Raw genomic sequence first — 16974 nt, forward strand, 5'->3', positions numbered from 1 at the left:
CAGCTTTTGGCCGGAGCCGCTTCCCGTCTTGCGGCTGATGGTGTTTCCGGCCTGGTCGTAGCTGTACACCTCCTCGCTGGAGCCCCCCGGGCCGTTCTGGCTGACGGACGGAAGGTTGTGCTTGCCCGTGGCCGAGGCCGCATAGGTGCGCGTGACGTCACCGGTAGGGCCGTTGGACGTCTTGTGCTGGACTTCGGTCTTGCGGTTTCCCACGGCGTCATACGTGTAGCTCGTCCAGTAGGCGTCCGGGCCGCCGACGGCCGCAGCCGATGCACTGGTCGCACACTTGTCTGTCGTGGTCCACGCCTCGGTGATGCGACGAAGGGCATCCGTGATGAAGCACTGGGTGTCGGTCACCCGGTCGGAGTCCTGTCCGGACCCTGTGGAAATGGAGACGACGTTGCCGGCGACGTCATACGAATACCGGGTGTCCTCCACGCGCTGCGGCGCTGTGTCCCGATCCGTGACGGCGCGAGTGAGCGCATTCGTGTGTTCGTCGTACTCATAGGTGTTGTAGAGGTGACGGGCAAATTCGCCGAACTCCTCTCTGACCACTCGCCCGTAGTGGTCGTAGCCCACCGCGGAGATGAGGGCGTCGGTGCCTGCCGCCAGCGAGACGGGGAGACTGGCGTTGTAGGTGTATCCGGGAGTCAGGTCTTCCTGCGGCAGTCCACCGACGGCCGGCTGGCGCGTCCACTTGACCTGGCCCGTGTGGTAGTAGGCCACGGACCACTTGTAGGTTCCTGCAAGGGCCCCCTCGGCAGCGGGCACGGTGACCTCGGAGGACGCGGGTTTGTAGAGGCTGCTGTAGGCCGTCGTCCTGCTGATGTACGCGGAGCCGTCCACGTAGCGGGTGGCGCTTGCAGGCTGTCCTTTGCCGCCCGCCGCGGTGTCGTACGTCCACTCCGCCAGCTTCGTCTGCCCCTGGGACAGAGCCGTCCGCCGGCCGAGTACGTCGTAGTCGGTGTGCAGGGTGACACCTCGGGCATCCCTGAGATCAGTGGCCCGGTCGCCCTTGTCGTACGTCGTTTCCGTCGCACCCTTGTCGGGGTCCTCGGTGCGCGTCTTGCGGCCGCGGGCATCGTACTGGTACTTCCACGCCGCCCCGGATGGGTCAGTGACCTGGACGAGACGCCCCAGACTGTCGTAGTCGTAGGCAGTGGACTGGGTCTTCTGGCGATCGGCATCGGTGTACTGCTTCAGTTCGACGGTCCGGCCGCGCGCGTCAGTGACCGTGGTGGTCGCCGTGGCACCCTTCGGCGGCACGACAGTAGTCGTGTCACCTGTGTAACTCGTGGTCGTGCGTTTGGTCTCGTCGCCGAACTTCCGGGAGATCACGGCCGTGGTGCGCCCCGCACCGTCGAACACGGTATCCGTGGAGGCCGGGTACTTGGTCTCTTCACCGAGCACCAGGACCGGCTCGGCCTTGCCGTCGGCGTAGTACTGACCCGAATTGCGCCAGGCCTGCCCGCGGCTGTCATAGAACGTCTCGGTGATGAGACGCCCGGAGTCGTCCGGTGACGGGGCCTGCGTCTGCCTGGGCCGTAAGAGCCCGTCATAGAGGGTGTACGACGTTTGATAGACGTTGTTGTAATTGAGCGACTTCGTGCTGACAGCGCTGGGGCGGTCGTTTCGGATCAGGTACTCGAAGACGTAGCTGGGAGTATCGGGGTTGTTCGCGGCCGGCCGTGCCGGGGTCCATACTTTGGTGACCCGCCCGAGTGCGTCGTATGCGGTGGTCGTCACCCGGGAGTTGGCGTCGGACACCTCGACGGGCTGGCCCCGCAGCGGGTTCAGGGTTGTCGTGGTCCGATGCCCGAGCGGATTGGTGACGACCGACTTGGCCGATGCCTCGCCCGTGGCCGGGGTGTACTCCGTGGTCGTGGTCTGGCCGTAAGGGTCGGTCGAGGCCAGCATCCGACCGTAGATGTCGTAGCAGAGCTCGTCCTTCTTGGCTCCGCACGTGCTCGGAGTGGTGCCCGCGGTGTCGTAGCCGTCACCCTTGCCGTTGATCCGGTCGGACTTGCTGACGTCGCCCTTGGTCGGGGCTGCGGCCAGGCTGGAGGATCCGTCGAAGTACGTCCGTATGTCGCTGATGACGTCGCGCGGACGGCTGGCCTGAGCATCGCACGCTACGGCGAGCGTTTCCGTGCGCGCCACCTTGTCCATCAGCCATGTGCTGGCATTACGGGCATATGTGGTTCTCGTGCACTGCTCGTCTCCGGTGCGGTCCACGTCTCCGACGTCGGACGTCTCGGTGACCATTCCGACATCGTCGAAGACTCGGGACAACGAGGTCTTGCGTTCACCGCGGGAGGTGGCGGTGCGGGTCGTCTCCTCCTTGGTGCCCTTGAGATAGGCCTCGAGTGCCGGCAGGCCGGAGCGCGGACGTGAGGCGGTGACTGCGGAACGCCATGGCGTGTACGCAGTGGCAGAGACGAGCGGGCCTCCGTCACCGTTGTAGGTGGCTTGTTCGCGAAGCATGCCGGCGAACTGCTCACGATCGGTCACCGCCTCTCCGGCAGAGTTCTTGACGTCCTTGCCATCGATTCCCCGGAAGTACCGTGCCTCCGTCAGGGTTCTCTCCGGCCCGGTTCCCGTGCCGATCCTGGTTTGCACGCGGCCGTAACCGCGGGCGATGGAGAACGTCCGGTCCGATTCCTTCAGCAACTCGTCAGCGTTCTTGGCCCATGCCGCGCCGTCGAGGTAGGTGTATTCGGTGACCTTGTCCGGCGTCTCCGCGAGGTTGTCACCCTCGAGAACCTTGGTCACCACGTAGGAGTTGAACCAGTCCTGCTTCGCGGTCTCACCCTCGTAGGCCCATTTGACGGGGTAGCAGCGCGTGGTGTTCGAGCCATCGGCAGCAGGCAAGCTGCCGGCGATGCAATCCGGTTCGGAGTAGTCGACCGCGATGGTGCCACCCGTCTCGGTGGTGATCTGGTACAGACGAAGCCGTACGAAGGGAGCCAACCCGTCCCCGAGCTTGTCTACCCGGTTCGGGCGCTGAACGCCGGCGAAAGTCACCGGAGGCATGGTCAGCGTGCCACCCGTCTTGCCGGTTCGGGTGATGGATTTTAGCCACATCGGCGTGGACACTCCATCGCCGGAGGGCGGGAACGACTGCTCCAGGGACCAGGAGTCCACGTCCGTGTAGGACCCGCCGTTGAGAATCTTCGTGGTGATCGAAGTCAGACGCTTACGGGACCAGAAGGTGGGGGAGTACTTGTCCTTGCACTCGCTGTCCCCGTCCTTGCAGTACTGGTCATACGGTACGTCAGGCCAGTACTTGGCGTTGCCCTCGTCGAAAGTGGAGCAGTTCTCAAGGCAACGCTCGGTGACGTCGAACTGCACCTGCCCCATGGCTTTGGCCGTGTAGACGGAGTCCGATCGCAAACCGTAGTCGATGTGGTCCAGCCACCCGCCACGAATATACGAGGTGGGCGTGGCCTTGCCCGCTGAAGTCTCAGGAGCGTTGCGCCCATAGTTGTTCGACTCGGTTTTCCAATGGAACGCCATGGCGTTGCCATGCGTGTCGACGACGTAGTCCAGTTGCCAACGCCATGCCTGCCGGCACCACGAGTCGGCGAACGAGGTCTTGTAGCAAGGCTCCCCGGGCTGGTTGCCGAAGACGGGGACCGTCCACGCGGAGTGCGTCTCCGGGGTGGCGGAGTCCTTCCAGCCGGGAAGGCGGTTCAGACCGAAGAAGTACTGGGTGCCGTCGACTGTGGTGACCTTCCAGTGCTCACCGTTGTCGTCCCCGTTGTCGGCCCCCGTGAGCTTCTCGACCTTTTCCCCGGAGTCCGAGGCGGGGTGCCAGCCCTTGTTGTCCTTGTCGTGGACGAGTTCGGTGGTCCTGCCGCCCAGCGACAGCGTGGCGTTGTCGTTGTACCAGCACAGGTCGCCGACCTTGCTCTTGTTGTTACCGCCGTCTTTGTCATCGTTGCATGGCTTGTAGCGGCGTTCGATGAACCCCGGGTCCCACGACCAGCCGTCGCCGATCCAGCTAGCCTGGTTGTTGGACGCTGCCGTACGCCCGTCCACACTGTGCGAGGAGTAGCCCAGCGAGACCTTGGGCTGCAGGGCGCCGGGGACGGAGGGTACAGGGACGGGGTAGGTCCAGGTGAACGCCCCGGAGGAACCGCCGGCGCTCCAGGTGCCGGAGGGTTCGAGCGAGGTTGCCTTGAAGTCGCCCGAAGACCCCTTGGAGTCGGCTGCCGCGGCAAGCACGGTCGCCTTTGCAGCGGACACGCTCCGCGGCCCCGGAGCGGTGGCCCCGGGCCCGGCTTCGACGGTGCCGGTCAGCTTGCCGGACTTGACGTCATTGGTGGTGGCGATCGGCGTCCGGACACGGCACTCGGGCCGCTCCGGCGCTGTCAGCGCGCATGCCGGAAGCTGGACGAGCCGCAGACGGGAGGCCCAGTCGCCTCCGTAGGCGCCACGGAAGGACGAGTAGTCCACTTGAACCCGCAGGCGCGCGGACCCGGATGAGGCATCCGTGCGGGTCATCGACATCAGGATGCCGTCCACCCCTGCTTTGCGGGTGGCGCCTCGGTCGGCGACCGAGACCTTCACGGACGTGGTCGTCGGTGGGGCACCGTCCGCGGGAGCAACGGCGACGGGCAGTGCTCCAGCACGTTTCAAAGTAGGGTGTGACGGCGACTTCGGGTTTGCGTCCAATCGTTTCTCTGACTGCCCACCTGCGGAATTTGAAATTCCGGGGTTCAGACTGATCTCCGCGCTGGATGCCGAGGGCCACGAGACCTTCGGTGCTTTCCAGGCACGGGCGGCTGCATCCGGTCGCGATGCGCGATCGGTGACTGCCGGTTTGACCGGCACCGGCTTGGGTTGTTTGACCGAGGGCAGGCTCGGTCTGGATGGTGATAAGGCAACTGCCGACTGGGTCGGCAGTAAAGTCGTGAGCGCCGCGACGGCGGCTGAGGCCGCCATCCAGCGCATGCTTCTACGGCTCACGCTCCACCCCCTTGCGTAATCCAAAAATGACCGGCGCACAGTAACAGTGCGACCAAGAGGTGGTCATCCCCTGTTTCGCCCGCTCACGCCTTGACTTTGCACAAGTAGGGCCCGTTTGCCCTGTTTTACGCAGTGGATTCTGAGCCACAAATGCCGAGGAGCGGAGGGGAATGGCCGAAAGGGTGTCCGTTGCAATCATGAGATGCGCATATAGAGTCTCCGCAGCAATTTTCAGCCTTCCGGAAGGAGAACGTGGTGCTCGCAGCAACTGGTGCAAGGCCGCCGGGCCGACGGCGAAGAACGAGGTTGATGGCCATGGGAGTGGTATGCGGGGTCGCGTACCAGGCGATGCTTCTCCCGGTAACCGCCGCAGCGGCCGGGAGGCCGGTGGCGAGGTCGGTCTCGCCCGCGGATCGGCTCGCTGTGGACGACGGCTCGGTCAGCGACGAGGACAAGACGCTTCAGGAAGCGAAGTCGACAGGGAAGCCCGCCGAGTTGTTATCGGCCCGAGCGGAGTCGTCGGACACCTGGGCGCAGCCGGACGGCACTTTTTCGGTGAGGCGGTACGGCTCGCCTGTCCGCTTGTGGCGCTCGGGGGCCTGGGTGCCGACCGACCCGAGCCTGGTCTTCAACGAAGACGGTGCGGTGGTGCCCAAGGCGTCCAACGTCGCGGTGAAGTTCTCCGGTGGAGGAACGGGGCCGATGCTTTCCGGGGTCAAGGACGGCCGGACGCTCACCCTCTCCTGGCCCACCCCGTTGCCGAAGCCGACGCTGCTGGCCAACGTGGCCACCTACGCCGAGATCCTGCCCGGCGTCGACCTGCAGCTCAAGGCGGAAGTCGAGGGCTTTTCGCAGCTGATCGTGGTCAAGTCCGCAGAGGCAGCCAAGGACCCGCGGCTGGCCGCCCTGAAGTTCAAAATGGACACTGTGGGCCTCTCGGTGTCCACGGATTCGGAGACCGGCAGCCTCACTGCTACGAACCCGGCAGGGCAAACCGTCTTCAGCAGCCCGACTCCACTCATGTGGGACTCGACCTCGGCCGGCAGCCCGTCTCTGGGTAAGGCGAGGAGCGCGGTTGCCGCCGCCGGCGATCCGGGCGAGGTGTTCGAGCCTGCGCCGGGGGCCAAGGACGCCAAAATGCCAACCAGTGTGGCCGGGGATACCCTGCAGATCACGCCGGACCAGAACCTGCTGACCGGAGCGGATACGCAGTACCCGGTCTACATCGACCCGTCCTGGGCGTGGGGTCAAAGAGAAAACTGGGCCAGGGTCTACCGGAAGTATCCGGACAGTTCCTTCTGGAATGCGAAGGAAGTCGCCCGCGTCGGGTACGAGAACGAAACGTACGGCCTCTCCCGGTCCTTTTTTCAGATGAGTACGGGTGACCTGCGGGGCGCACAGATTCTGGACGCCACCTTCCGGATCAAGAACGTATGGTCGTGGTCCTGCAACGCGCGACCGGTTGAACTGTGGCACACAGGGCCGATATCGAGCAGGACGACGTGGAACCGGCAGCCTGCGAAGCTTGCCAAACTGGACACGGTCAATGACGCGAAGGGCTGGCGTGGAAGCAACGACTGTCCCGCCGGTAACCTGGAGTTCAACGCCAAGAGCAAGGTGCAGGAGGCGGCTGCAAAAAAATGGTCGAGCGTCACATTCGGTATGTACGCTTCCGATGAGGGCGACACATTCGGATGGAAGAAGTTCGATGCCAAGACGGCAACGCTCGAGGTAAAGTACAATCATCCGCCCGCAGTTCCGAAAGGCCTCGGGACGAATCCGCGGACTTCGTGCGACAAGGGTGGATACATAGGCGGCACAAATGTCGCCCTGTATGCCACGGTCGATGATCCCGACGCCGGTAATCTCACTGCCCAGTTCCAGCTGTTCAAGACCGGATCCGACACCCCCGTCGTGGACGAGTCCATCAGCGCGGCGAAGGGGCGGACAGTAACACTGGCCTTGCCCGATGCCAAGGTGCCGACCGGTGACTACCAGTGGAAGGTGCGGGCCAAGGACTCGGACGGCGCGACGTCCGCATGGAGCCCGGTGTGCAAGTTCTCTGTGGACCGGACTCGTCCGTCCAACCCGCCGCAGATCAGCTCCGTCGAGTTTCCTTCCGGAGAGAATGGTTGGCCACCGAACACCGGGAAGGCGCGCACCACAGGTCGTTTCACCCTGTCGCCGAACGGGGCCACTGACGTGGTTCAGTACGGGTGGTTCACGGACTACGACCCCGCGGTGAAGTACATCGATGCCTCCTCGGTCAAGACCTCGCCGCCGTCGTTCAAGCCGCCAGGCTACGGACCTCATTTCATCTATGCCTTCAGCATTGACAAGGCGAAGAATCGTTCGGATACGGCAACGTACGTCTACTACGCGGCCCGGTCGACGGAGCGTGACGGTCCGAACGACGTCAACGGTGACACGAACAGCGACATCTGGAACATCGACTCCAACGGCACGCTGCTCACGTATGCCGGGCAGGGGAACGGTCAGTTCTCGGCTGCCATGAACGGAGGGCAGTCCTTCGACGGTACGCAGGTCGCCTTCCGCGGCGACTGGGGTGGCGATGGATACACCGACCTGGTAGCTCTCGAGTACGACGCCGCAGTCAAACGCAAGCGCTTGTGGGTCTATCCCAACAACGGCTTCGGCATCGCCACTGTCGACTACAACGACGGCAAACGACCTCTGCAAGTGGTCTGTCCCGACAAGACGCCCGGCAGCGACGAGGACCCGGCCGGGTGCGCAACGGCGGACGATCACTGGCGTGACGCCGATCAGATCATCGCGCCCGGAGACATCAATGGTGACGGCAATCCGGATCTACTGGTCAAGGAGGGTAACCTCCTCTGGGCCTACTACGGCGACCGCGCCTCGAAGTTCCTGGACAAGGTCGAGGCACCTGTCCTGATCGGAGGGGCTGACTGGGGGAAGTTCACCGTTGTGGCGCCCGGGGACCTCAACGGTGACGGGTTTGCTGACCTCTGGCTCCGCGACAACTCCACTGGTGACGTCTTCCGGACCTACGGCAAGGAGGGGGAGAAGAAAGGCGTCCTCAACCCTGCTACGTGGGGGACCGGGACCCGAGTCAAGGTGGGATACGGAGTTACCGCGGCCGAATACCCGGCTGTCGGGTCGTCCGGTGACGTCACTGGCGACGGGATCCCGGATCTCTGGGCACGCAAGACGGACAACACCATGGTCGGCTGGTCCGGTAAGAAGTCCGGGGCCGAAGTCGCAGGGTTCGGCGAGACCGTCGTCATCGACGGAGTGACCGGAGGGTCACGCATCCCGGCGGGCACCACGCTCAACGCAGGGGACACCTTCACCTCGAGGTCGGCCAAGCTGACCATGCGCAATGATGGCAATCTCGTCATCATGAGCAATTCCCAGAAACAACTGTGGTCCACGGGCACGGGCGACAATCCGGGCGCCAAGGCGATCATGCAGAGTGACGGAAACCTGAGGGTCTACAAGGCTGACGGTGTCACCGTGCTCTGGGAGAGCAGGACATCGGCCGCCGGTGGCTACGCCTTGCTCCAGGATCGCGGAAGCCTGGTGATCTACAACGTCAAGGGGCAGGCACTTTGGAGCAGTGGTACCGCGACCCGGCACGACTACAACGGTGACGGGCGCAGCGACCTGGCCAACTGGTACGCCTTCGCCGACGGCGGCGCTGTCATGAACACCTTTCTCGCCGGCAGCAGCGGTGCGCTCAAAGAGCCGACCCCTGCCTACCGCGCGATCCCGGGCGACTGGGAGGCCTCAGCGCTGCAGTTCGTCACAGGCGACTTCAATGGCGACGGACGGGGTGATGTGGCAGTGCTCCGTAATTACCTCGACGGGAAGGAAAAGCTGTTCACCTTCCTTGGTAAGGCCGACGGGACATTCGGCGCACCCTTCGCCTCGTGGAGCAGCTCAGGCGGCTGGTACTTCGACCGGATGACGCTTGAAGCGGGTGACTTCAACGGGGATGGGCGCGACGACGTCGCTGTCTGGTACAACGCCAGCGACGGCTCCGACCGTCTGTGGACCTTTACCTCGGACGTTCGAGGTGGTTTCAACGATCCGTTCAGCTCGTACACGGCCCTGGACGACCGGTGGGACGTAAGGCTTATGAAGTTCGTCACTGGCGACTTCAATGGCGACGGGCGTGACGATGTCGGAGCGCTGTATAACTCCGGTGAAGGCAAAATGGTCATGCATGTCTTCGCCGCTCGGCCCGGTGGGGGATTTGCGGACCCAGTGCAGGCATGGGCCGCGGTGAACGGAGAGTGGGGCTCCTGGGAGCGCTACCGGCTCCGTGCCGGCGACTTCAACGGTGACGGGCGGGACGACCTCGCCTACTGGTACGACTTCGCCGATGGTCACGTGGGGCTTGCCACCATGCTCAGTCTCGGCACGCCAGCGGTGAGGTTTGCGACTCCGGTGACGTCCTGGGAGGCGCCGGCCGGCAAGTTCATAGCGCGTCGCATGCATGTCGTCGTCGGGGACTACGACGGTGACGGACGAGATGATCTAGGGGCGCTGTACGGAATGACCGACGGCAGCATTCGCATGTACACCTGGCTCACCCAACCGGACGGCCGTTTCGGAGATGCTGCTACCGGCTGGGGAACCTCGCCCAACTACTGGACATGGGCCAGGTCCCGGGAGATCAACAGTTACACGAACGACGACTGGTTCGGATCATGAGCGGGCCCCGCGCCCAAGGCGTTGACAGCGCAGACTGGTGCACAAATGTTTGCTGATACGCCCGCCTGACGTCGGCTTTCGGCCCGCCATCCGGCTCCCTACGGGGCTGATGGCGGGTCGATCGGCTTATGAGACCGTGTGTGAAGGGCCGACCGGCAGCTCGCTGGACGGCCCCCTATTCGCCGTCCTCCAGCCGGAAGCCGACCTTCAGGCCCACCTGGTAGTGCGCGATCCCGCCCTCGGCGAGCTGGCCTCTGATCTGCGTCACCTCGAACCAGTCCAGGTTGCGGAGGGTCTGGGAGGCGCGCGCGATGCCGTTGCGGACGGCCTGGTCGATGCCGTCCGGCGAAGAGCCGACGATCTCGGTCACGCGGTACGTGTGGTTGGACATGCCCTCTCCTTCGCCGGGACCTCCTTCCACGGTGCGGCACCCGGCGGGCGGGCGCGAGGTGGGATGCGCCGACGGGCTCACTCGCTCTCATCCGGCCGGTGTGGACAGGGAGAGGGCGAAGCGGCCCTCCCCGTCCGTCCACCAGTGGGTGAGGTCCAGGCCCGCCGCCGCCAGTTCCCGGCGGACGCCCTCCGGGCGGAACTTGGCGGAGATCTCGGTGCGCATCTCCTCGCCCCGCCCGAACGGCACCGCCAGGTCGAGGGCGGGGATCTTGGCGACGAGGTCGGCGCGGGCGCGCAGCCGCATCTCGATCCACTCGCTGCGGGCGTCCCACCGGGCGACATGGTCGAAGTCGTCCGGGTCGAAGTCCGCGCCGAGCTCGCGGTTGATGACGGACAGGACGTTCTTGTTGAAGGCGGCCGTCACCCCCGTCGCGTCGTCGTAGGCGGCGACGAGGACGGCCTCGTCCTTGACCAGGTCGGTGCCCAGCAGCAGCGCGTCACCGGGGGCCAGGCCGGCGCGGACGGCGGACAGGAAGGTACGTCGTTCGGACGGCCGCAGGTTGCCGATGGTGCCGCCCAGGAAGGCGACCAGGCGTGGCCCCGGCACGTCGGGCAGGGCGAGCCCGTGCTGGAAGTCGGCGACCAGCGCGTGCACGGTCAGGCCCGGATGCTCGGCGAGCAGCGTGCGGGACGCGCCCGTCAGGGCGCTCTCGCTGACGTCGACCGGGACGTAGTGGTCCAGCGCGGTGAGGGCGCGCAGGAGGTGGCGGGTCTTGTCCGACGAGCCGGAACCCAGCTCGATGAGGGTGCGGGCGCCGGTGGCCGCGGCGATGTCGCCGGCGCGGGTGATGAGGATCTCCCGCTCGGCGCGGGTCGGGTAGTACTCGGGCAGCAGCGTGATCTCGTCGAACAGTTCGCTGCCGCGTGCGTCGTAGAACCACTTCGGGGGGATTTCCTTGGGGCACCGGGTGAGCCCCTCGCCGACGTCCGCGCGCAGCGCGGCGGCGGTCGCGTCGAGGGGAAGGGTGCGGGTCATGACGAACGGGCTCACTGACTGGGCTCCTTGAGCGGAACGAGCGTGACGTCGGTGGGGTCGGCGGTCAGGAGGGTCCGGTCGGGTATCTCCGTCCAGCGCGGATCGTCGTCGTAGGGTTCGGAGGCCACGACCGTGGGGCCCGGGTGGCCCGTGCGGTACCACAGGCTGTCGCCCCAGGCGGTCGCGAGGACGGACGTGCCGTCGGTCAGCAGCAGGTTGAGGCGGGAGCCGGGCGCGGCCCGGGCGAGCGTGGTGACCGTGCCGGCCAGGGCCCGGCCCGGCGGGTCGCCGAGGGCCAGCCGGTGGCGCACCAGCGCCCATACGAACGCGGCGTCGCACCGCGCCTCCATGTCCAGCAGCAGCTCCGCGGGGAGCCCGGCGGCGAGCGGGGCCGTGGTGCGCGGCCAGCCGGTCACCGCGCCGTTGTGGCTGAACAGCCACGGCCCGGCCGTGAAGGGCGCCACGGACGCCTCCGCGTCCGCGCTCGGCACGGTCGCGTCCCGCACCGCGGCGAGCAGCGCCCGGGTCCGGACCACCCGGGCGAGGTCGGCGAAGGACAGGTCGGCCCAGATCGGACCGGCCCGGCGGTAACGGGCCGGGGCGGGGTCACCCGCCGCGTACCAGCCGACGCCGAAGCCGTCCGCGTTGACCGTGCCGCTGCGCTGCATGCGAGGTGCCCACGCCTGCCGGACGAGGGCGTACGCGGGCTCGACGAGGACCGCGCCGATGGGTGCCTCGGGACCCACGGCGGCCAGGTGGCGGCACATCAGACGGGTTCCGCGTCGCGTGCCGTGCGGAAGCCGGAGAAGATCTGCCGGCGGACCGGCAGGTCCCAGTTGCGGAAGGTGCCCCGGCAGGCGACCGGGTCCACGCCGAAGGAACCGCCCCGCAGCACCTTGTAGCGGCGCCCGAAGAACACCTCCGAGTACTCCCGGTAGGGGAAGGCGCGAAAGCCCGGATACGGCAGGAAGTCGCTGGACGTCCACTCCCACACGTCACCGATCAGCTGCCGCACGCCCAGCGGCGAGTCGCCGCGCGGGTACGCGCCGACGGGCGCCGGGCGCAGATGGCGCTGGCCGAGGTTGGCGCGGTCGGGGGTGGGATCCGCGTCACCCCAGGGATAGCGCCGGGAGCGGCCGGAGGACGGGTCGTGGCGGGCGGCCTTCTCCCACTCGGCCTCCGTGGGCAGCCGCCGGCCCGCCCACGCCGCGTACGCCGCGGCCTCGTACCAGCTCACGTGCAGCACCGGCTCGTCCGGCGGCACCGGCTCGGTGACGCCGAAGCGCCGCCGGATCCAGCTGCCGCCCTCGCACCGCCAGAACAGCGGGGCGGCGAGCCCGTGGCGGCGCACCTGCTCCCAGCCGACGGGATCCCACCAGCGGGGGTCCCCGTAGCCGCCGTCCTCGACGAAGCGCAGGTACGCGCCGTTGCTCACGGGCAGGGTGTCGATGAAGAAGGCGGGCACGAACCGGTGGTGGGCGGGGCGCTCGTTGTCCAGGGCCCAGGGCTCGGTGGAGGTGCCCATGGTGAACGGGCCCCCGTCCACCAGGACCTCCGCCGGCAGCGTCGCGGTGTCCGGGGCGGCCGGCGGTGGGTCGGGCGCCGAGAGGACGGCGGGTCCCCGGCGCAGCTGGTGGGTGATGAGCATCGTCTCGTCGTGCTGCTGCTCGTGCTGCGCGACCATGCCGAAGGCGAAGCCGCCCGCCAGCAGCGGGCCGCCGTCGTCGGGGGCCGCGTCCAGCACGTCCAGGGCCCGGTCCCGGACGTCCGTGACGTACGCGCGGGCCTCCGCCGGCGGCAGCAGCGGCAGCGAGGGGCGTTCGGCCCGGGGGTGTTCGAACGCGTCGTAGAGGTCGTCGATCTCGGGGCGCAGGGCCTGCTGCCCGCCGACGGCGCGCAGCAGCCACAGCTCCTCCTGGTTGCCGATGTGCGCGAGGTCCCACACCAGCGGGGACATCAGCGGCGAGTGCTGGGTGGTCAGTTCGCGCTCGTCGACGCACTCGGTCAGGCCCCGCGTCCGCTCCCGGGCGGTGAGCAGGGCGTGCACGGCGTGCCGCCGGAGGGCGTCGGGGGCCGGTCCGGGGGCCGTCATGGGCGGTTCTCCTTGCCGGTGGCGCCCGTGACGAGGTCGAGCAGATCGTCGGCGGGACATCGGCGCCGGTCCACGTAGCGGGCGACGAACTCGTCGACGGCCGTCAGGACCGCGGGCGGGCACCCCAGCCGGGGCAGGGCCTCGCGGGCGAGGTCGAAGCAGATGACGGCGGCGGCGTGCAGCTCGGGATCGGCCAGACCGTAGCGGGCCGCGTTCAGCCAGAGGCGGTTGCGCGGGGTCGGGTCGCGGCCCGCGGTGTCCGTGAGTGCCTTGACCGTCCGGTAGGCGGCCTCGGCGGCCTGCGGATCGTCGAACAGGGCCGTGGCCACGGCCAGGGGCACCACCCAGCCGTCGTCACCGGGCTGCGCGTCGATCATGCGCAGTTCCAGGTGGCCGCGGGGCCGGATGGGCGGGAACAGCGTGGTCAGATGGTAGGTGAGGTCGTCCGGGGTGAGCGGCCGGGGCCGCCCGGAGCGCGCCCAGCGGCGCACGTTGAGCCCCTGGGGTGAGTCCCACGGCCGTTCGTCGCCGGAGCGCACCAGCATCACCGGTGAGTCCAGGACGTACGTCGCCCAGGCGGCGCGCGGTTCGAGGTCCTCCGGCGGCGCCAGGGTGCGGCCCGGGTCCATGTGGGCGTAGCAGGCCTGCCGGGTGGACCGCCACCCGGTCGGGCGCCCCAGGTGCAGCGGCGAATTGGCGAAGGAGGCGGCCAGGACCGCGCCCAGCAGGTGCGCGAGCCGCCAGCGCCGCCCGTAGCCGAGCGGCCCGGGCTCCTCCAGCCCGGCGTCCAGGCAGACCTGGACGGAGGCCGTGCGGCACATGATCGTACGGCCGGCGCTGTTCCACCGGTCGTAGTAGATCTCCATGGCGTCGTAGCGCTGGTCGCGGATGACGCGACCCGGCAGGAACCAGGGTTCCTTGCCGTACCCGGCGAGAACCAGGTCCAGCTCGCGCAGTGCGGCGCGGGCGAGGGCGAGATCGGCGGAGAGGTCCGCCACGCACCCGGCGAGGCTGTCGGTGGGGAGCGAGCTGAACTCGATCTGGCCGCCGGGTTCGATGGTCAGGAGCGATCGCAGGGGCAGGGCCCGCATGCGGTCGGCGGCCGCCGCCAGCCGGGGCGGGGCGACGGGGCGGGTGGGGTCGTGCAGGTCGTGGACGAGCCATTCCAGCTCGGCACCCAGCAGCCGGGGCGGACCGGTCTTGAAGCAGATGCCGCGGAGGAACGCCTCCGCCTCGTCCTCACCGACCGGCCCGGCGAAACCTTCCCTCTCGGGCTTGCCGTCGGTCATGCTCGGTACCTCCTGTCGGAGTCGGCCCTACCAGCTAAGCCCTTGCGGGCAGCGCGCTCAAGGGGGCCTTCGGCCGGGGAACGCGGAGACCGTGGTGGGACGGGCCGCCGGGTCCTCCCCGCCGTCCGCCGTCAGAGTGATCCGCGTGCTGTCGCGGGCCGGATGTCACGCGCACATTGTGGCGACCCCTTGACGCGCCCGCCAGAGGGAGACGTACGGTCCGCGGGTGACGGCACACCCCTCCATCGTCGAAGTGTTCGACCCCGCCACCTATGCCCGAGGTGTTCCGTACGGGCTCTTCCGCGCGTTACGGGACGCCGGCCCGGTCTGCTGGGTGCCCGAGCCGGCCGTCGGGCCCTGGCCCGCCGGCCCCGGCTACTGGGCGGTCTTCCGCCACGCGGACGTCAAGCACGTCCTGCGCACACCCGAGGTCTTCTCCTCGCACCTGGGCGCCACCCAGATCCGCGACCCCGACACCGAGGCGGACCTGGCCTTCGTCCGCACCATGATGCTCAACCAGGACCCGCCTGCGCACTCCCGGCTGCGCCGCATCGTCGCCTCGGCCTTCGCCCCGCGCGCCCTGCGGGAGCTTCAGGAGCGCGTCGAGGCGCGGGCGGAGCAGCTGATCGCGGACGTGGCGGGCCGGGGCGAGGCGGACTTCGTACGGCTGACCGCCGGTCTGCCCGTGTGGACGCTCGCCCACGTCATGGGCGTCCCGGAGGAGGACGGCGGGCTGCTGTACGACTGGTCGAACCGCGTCATCGGATACCAGGACGCCGACCACGCCTGGTCCAGCACCGTCGATCCCGCGATGCTCAGCCCGATGGGACGCGCCGCGCTCGCCCGCCGTCCGGACCGCCGTGTCCGCCCCGACGGCTCACCGCTGAACCCGCGGTCCCGCGAGGCGCTGACCGACATGTTCCACTACGCCCACGCACTGGCCGGCGCCCCGCGCCCGGGCAGCGTCATGGCGCGCATGCGCGAAGCGGGCCTGACCCGCGAGGAGTTCGAGACCATGTTCTTCCTCCTCGCGGTGGCGGGCAACGAGACGGTACGCAACGGGATCCCGGGCGGGCTGCTGACCCTGCTCGACCATCCGGAGCAGTACGAACTCTTCCGCACCCGGCCGGAACTGACCGACTCGGCCGTGGAGGAGGTGCTGCGCCACTGGCCGCCCGTCATGGACTTCCGGCGGACGGCCGCGTGCGACACCGAGCTGGGCGGGGTGCGCATCCGGCGCGGCGAGAAGGTCGTCGTCTACCACGCGTCGGCCAACCGCGACGAGCGGGTCTTCCCCGACCCGGACCGCTTCGACATCACCCGCACGCCCAACGACCACCTCAGTTTCGGGCACGGCCCGCACTTCTGCCTGGGGGCGCGGCTGGCGCGCATGCAGCTGCGGGCCGTGCTGCGCACGGCGGTGGACCGGCTGCCCGGCCTGGAGCGGGCGGGGGAGCCGGTCCGGCTGGTCTCCAATCTGCAGAACGGGCTGAAGACCTTGCCGGTCAGATGGCGAACAGATCGGTGAACGGGGCCGTGACGTCGTCCACCTCGTGCCCGAAGGGCGAGTTGAAGTCCCAGATGAGGAACAGCAGGAAGGCGATGAGCGCGCTGTAGAGCCCGGCCAGCAGCAGCTCGCGCGCCGAGCGCCGGATCTGCAGCGTGAAGATCAGCCCGACGGCCACCAGCGCACCCGCGATCAGCCCGAACCACACCACGCCCGGCATGGTCGGACCGGCGTTCTGCGCGCGGGAGTTGCGTGCCGCGTCCGCCGCGGCGACCTGGTCGAGCAGCGGCTGGTACGACTGGCTCTCGTGGTCGTCCCGCGGCTGGTAGGCGGTGACATCCTGGCGCACCTTGTCGAGCAGCTCGGTGCCCCGGTCGGTGAGCCGGCCCTCCTCCAGCATCACGGGCCACTCCTTGCGCACCACCTGGCTGACGTAGGCGTCGACGTCCTTGCGGATGCGGTCGCGGGCGTCCGGGGCGTACGCCTGCACGCGCTCGGAGACCTCGTGGAGCGCCTGGGCCTCGGCGCGGACGGTGTCCTGGGCACTGGTGCGGGCCTCCCAGACCCCGGCGATGGCCAGGCCCAGCACGATGGCGTAGACCACGCCGATCATCATCGTCATGTACTCGATGACGTCGGGGGTCTCCGTCGGGTCGAAGTCCTCCCCGACTCTGCGTTCGCGCAGGACCGTGATGCTCAGGACGACGGCGCAGGCGGCGGCCATGGCGATGACCAGTACCAGCCACTCGGACAAGGGGAACCTCCGGAATTCGGGCAGTGGGCCGGGGCGGACCGCGTCAGCGGCCGCGACGGCCGCCGCGACCGCCGCCGCGGGGGCGCAGGAGGGCGGCGGCCAGGATGGCCGGGGCGGTGAGCACCAGGGTGAAGGTGACGAGCGAAGTGCCGTGTGCCTGCGGCTTGCTCAGGGCTTTGAGGGAACTCCGGTAGGCGGGGCGCCGGGGGGACGCCGGGCGCGCGGGCCTCG

Annotated in this window: 11 protein-coding genes; 3 read left to right on the forward strand and 8 right to left on the reverse strand. The window is 68.3% G+C overall.

The features are described 5' to 3' along the window. On the reverse strand, nt 1–4506 hold a 4506-nt coding region (locus AB0K09_RS16505), incomplete at its 3' end, for a hypothetical protein (protein ID WP_366066067.1). On the opposite strand from AB0K09_RS16505, the gene AB0K09_RS16510 reads away from it, so the two are divergent. Both AB0K09_RS16510 and AB0K09_RS16515 read left to right on the forward strand, forming a co-directional pair. Continuing rightward, the gene (locus AB0K09_RS16510; protein WP_366066068.1) at nt 4496–4990 is read left to right on the forward strand and encodes a hypothetical protein; all 495 of its coding nucleotides are present in this window, start codon (nt 4496–4498) and stop codon (nt 4988–4990) included. The two genes, AB0K09_RS16505 and AB0K09_RS16510, sit on opposite strands and share 11 nt — an antisense overlap. A gap of 404 nt (nt 4991–5394) precedes the next feature. Next, nucleotides 5395–9672, forward strand: a complete 4278-nt coding sequence (locus AB0K09_RS16515) for an FG-GAP-like repeat-containing protein (RefSeq protein ID WP_366066069.1) — start codon at nt 5395–5397, stop codon at nt 9670–9672. A 175-nt stretch (nt 9673–9847) separates the two neighbouring features. Here AB0K09_RS16515 and AB0K09_RS16520 read toward each other — a convergent pair whose 3' ends face one another. The 5 genes from AB0K09_RS16520 to egtA form a co-directional block, all read right to left on the reverse strand. Next, nucleotides 9848–10063 carry a dodecin gene (locus AB0K09_RS16520; RefSeq protein WP_366066070.1) on the reverse strand — a complete coding sequence of 72 codons (216 nt, stop codon included), beginning with the start codon at nt 10061–10063 and terminating at the stop codon, nt 9848–9850. 87 nt (nt 10064–10150) lie between these two features. Next, nucleotides 10151–11116 carry an L-histidine N(alpha)-methyltransferase gene (gene egtD / locus AB0K09_RS16525; RefSeq protein ID WP_366066071.1) on the reverse strand — a complete coding sequence of 322 codons (966 nt, stop codon included), beginning with the start codon at nt 11114–11116 and terminating at the stop codon, nt 10151–10153. After that, nucleotides 11113–11868: an ergothioneine biosynthesis protein EgtC gene (gene egtC / locus AB0K09_RS16530; RefSeq protein WP_366066072.1), complete on the reverse strand. Its 756-nt coding sequence runs from the start codon at nt 11866–11868 to the stop codon at nt 11113–11115. Before egtC ends, egtD begins: the two co-directional genes overlap by 4 nt. Continuing rightward, a complete protein-coding gene (egtB, locus tag AB0K09_RS16535) occupies nt 11868–13193 on the reverse strand; it encodes an ergothioneine biosynthesis protein EgtB (protein ID WP_366066073.1) in 1326 nt (441 codons plus the stop codon). The genes egtC and egtB overlap by 1 nt, the downstream gene beginning before the upstream one ends. After that, nucleotides 13190–14482, reverse strand: a complete 1293-nt coding sequence (gene egtA, locus AB0K09_RS16540; protein WP_366066074.1) for an ergothioneine biosynthesis glutamate--cysteine ligase EgtA — start codon at nt 14480–14482, stop codon at nt 13190–13192. The genes egtB and egtA overlap by 4 nt, the downstream gene beginning before the upstream one ends. Before the next feature lie 226 nt (nt 14483–14708). Between egtA and AB0K09_RS16545 the strand changes: the two genes are divergently transcribed. Further along, entirely contained in the window at nt 14709–16010 is a 1302-nt protein-coding gene (locus AB0K09_RS16545) for a cytochrome P450 (RefSeq protein WP_366066075.1), read from the forward strand. Here the strand turns inward: AB0K09_RS16545 and AB0K09_RS16550 are convergent. Then, on the reverse strand, nt 15988–16743 hold the full coding sequence (locus tag AB0K09_RS16550) for a DUF4239 domain-containing protein (protein ID WP_366066076.1): 756 nt from the start codon (nt 16741–16743) through the stop codon (nt 15988–15990). The two genes, AB0K09_RS16545 and AB0K09_RS16550, sit on opposite strands and share 23 nt — an antisense overlap. A 43-nt stretch (nt 16744–16786) precedes the next feature. After that, nucleotides 16787–16974, reverse strand: a 188-nt coding sequence (locus tag AB0K09_RS16555; protein ID WP_366066077.1) for a hypothetical protein, incomplete at its 5' end; no start/stop codon positions are given.

This window comes from Streptomyces sp. NPDC049577, from assembly GCF_040675635.1.
In the GTDB taxonomy this organism is placed as follows: Bacteria; Actinomycetota; Actinomycetes; order Streptomycetales; family Streptomycetaceae; genus Streptomyces.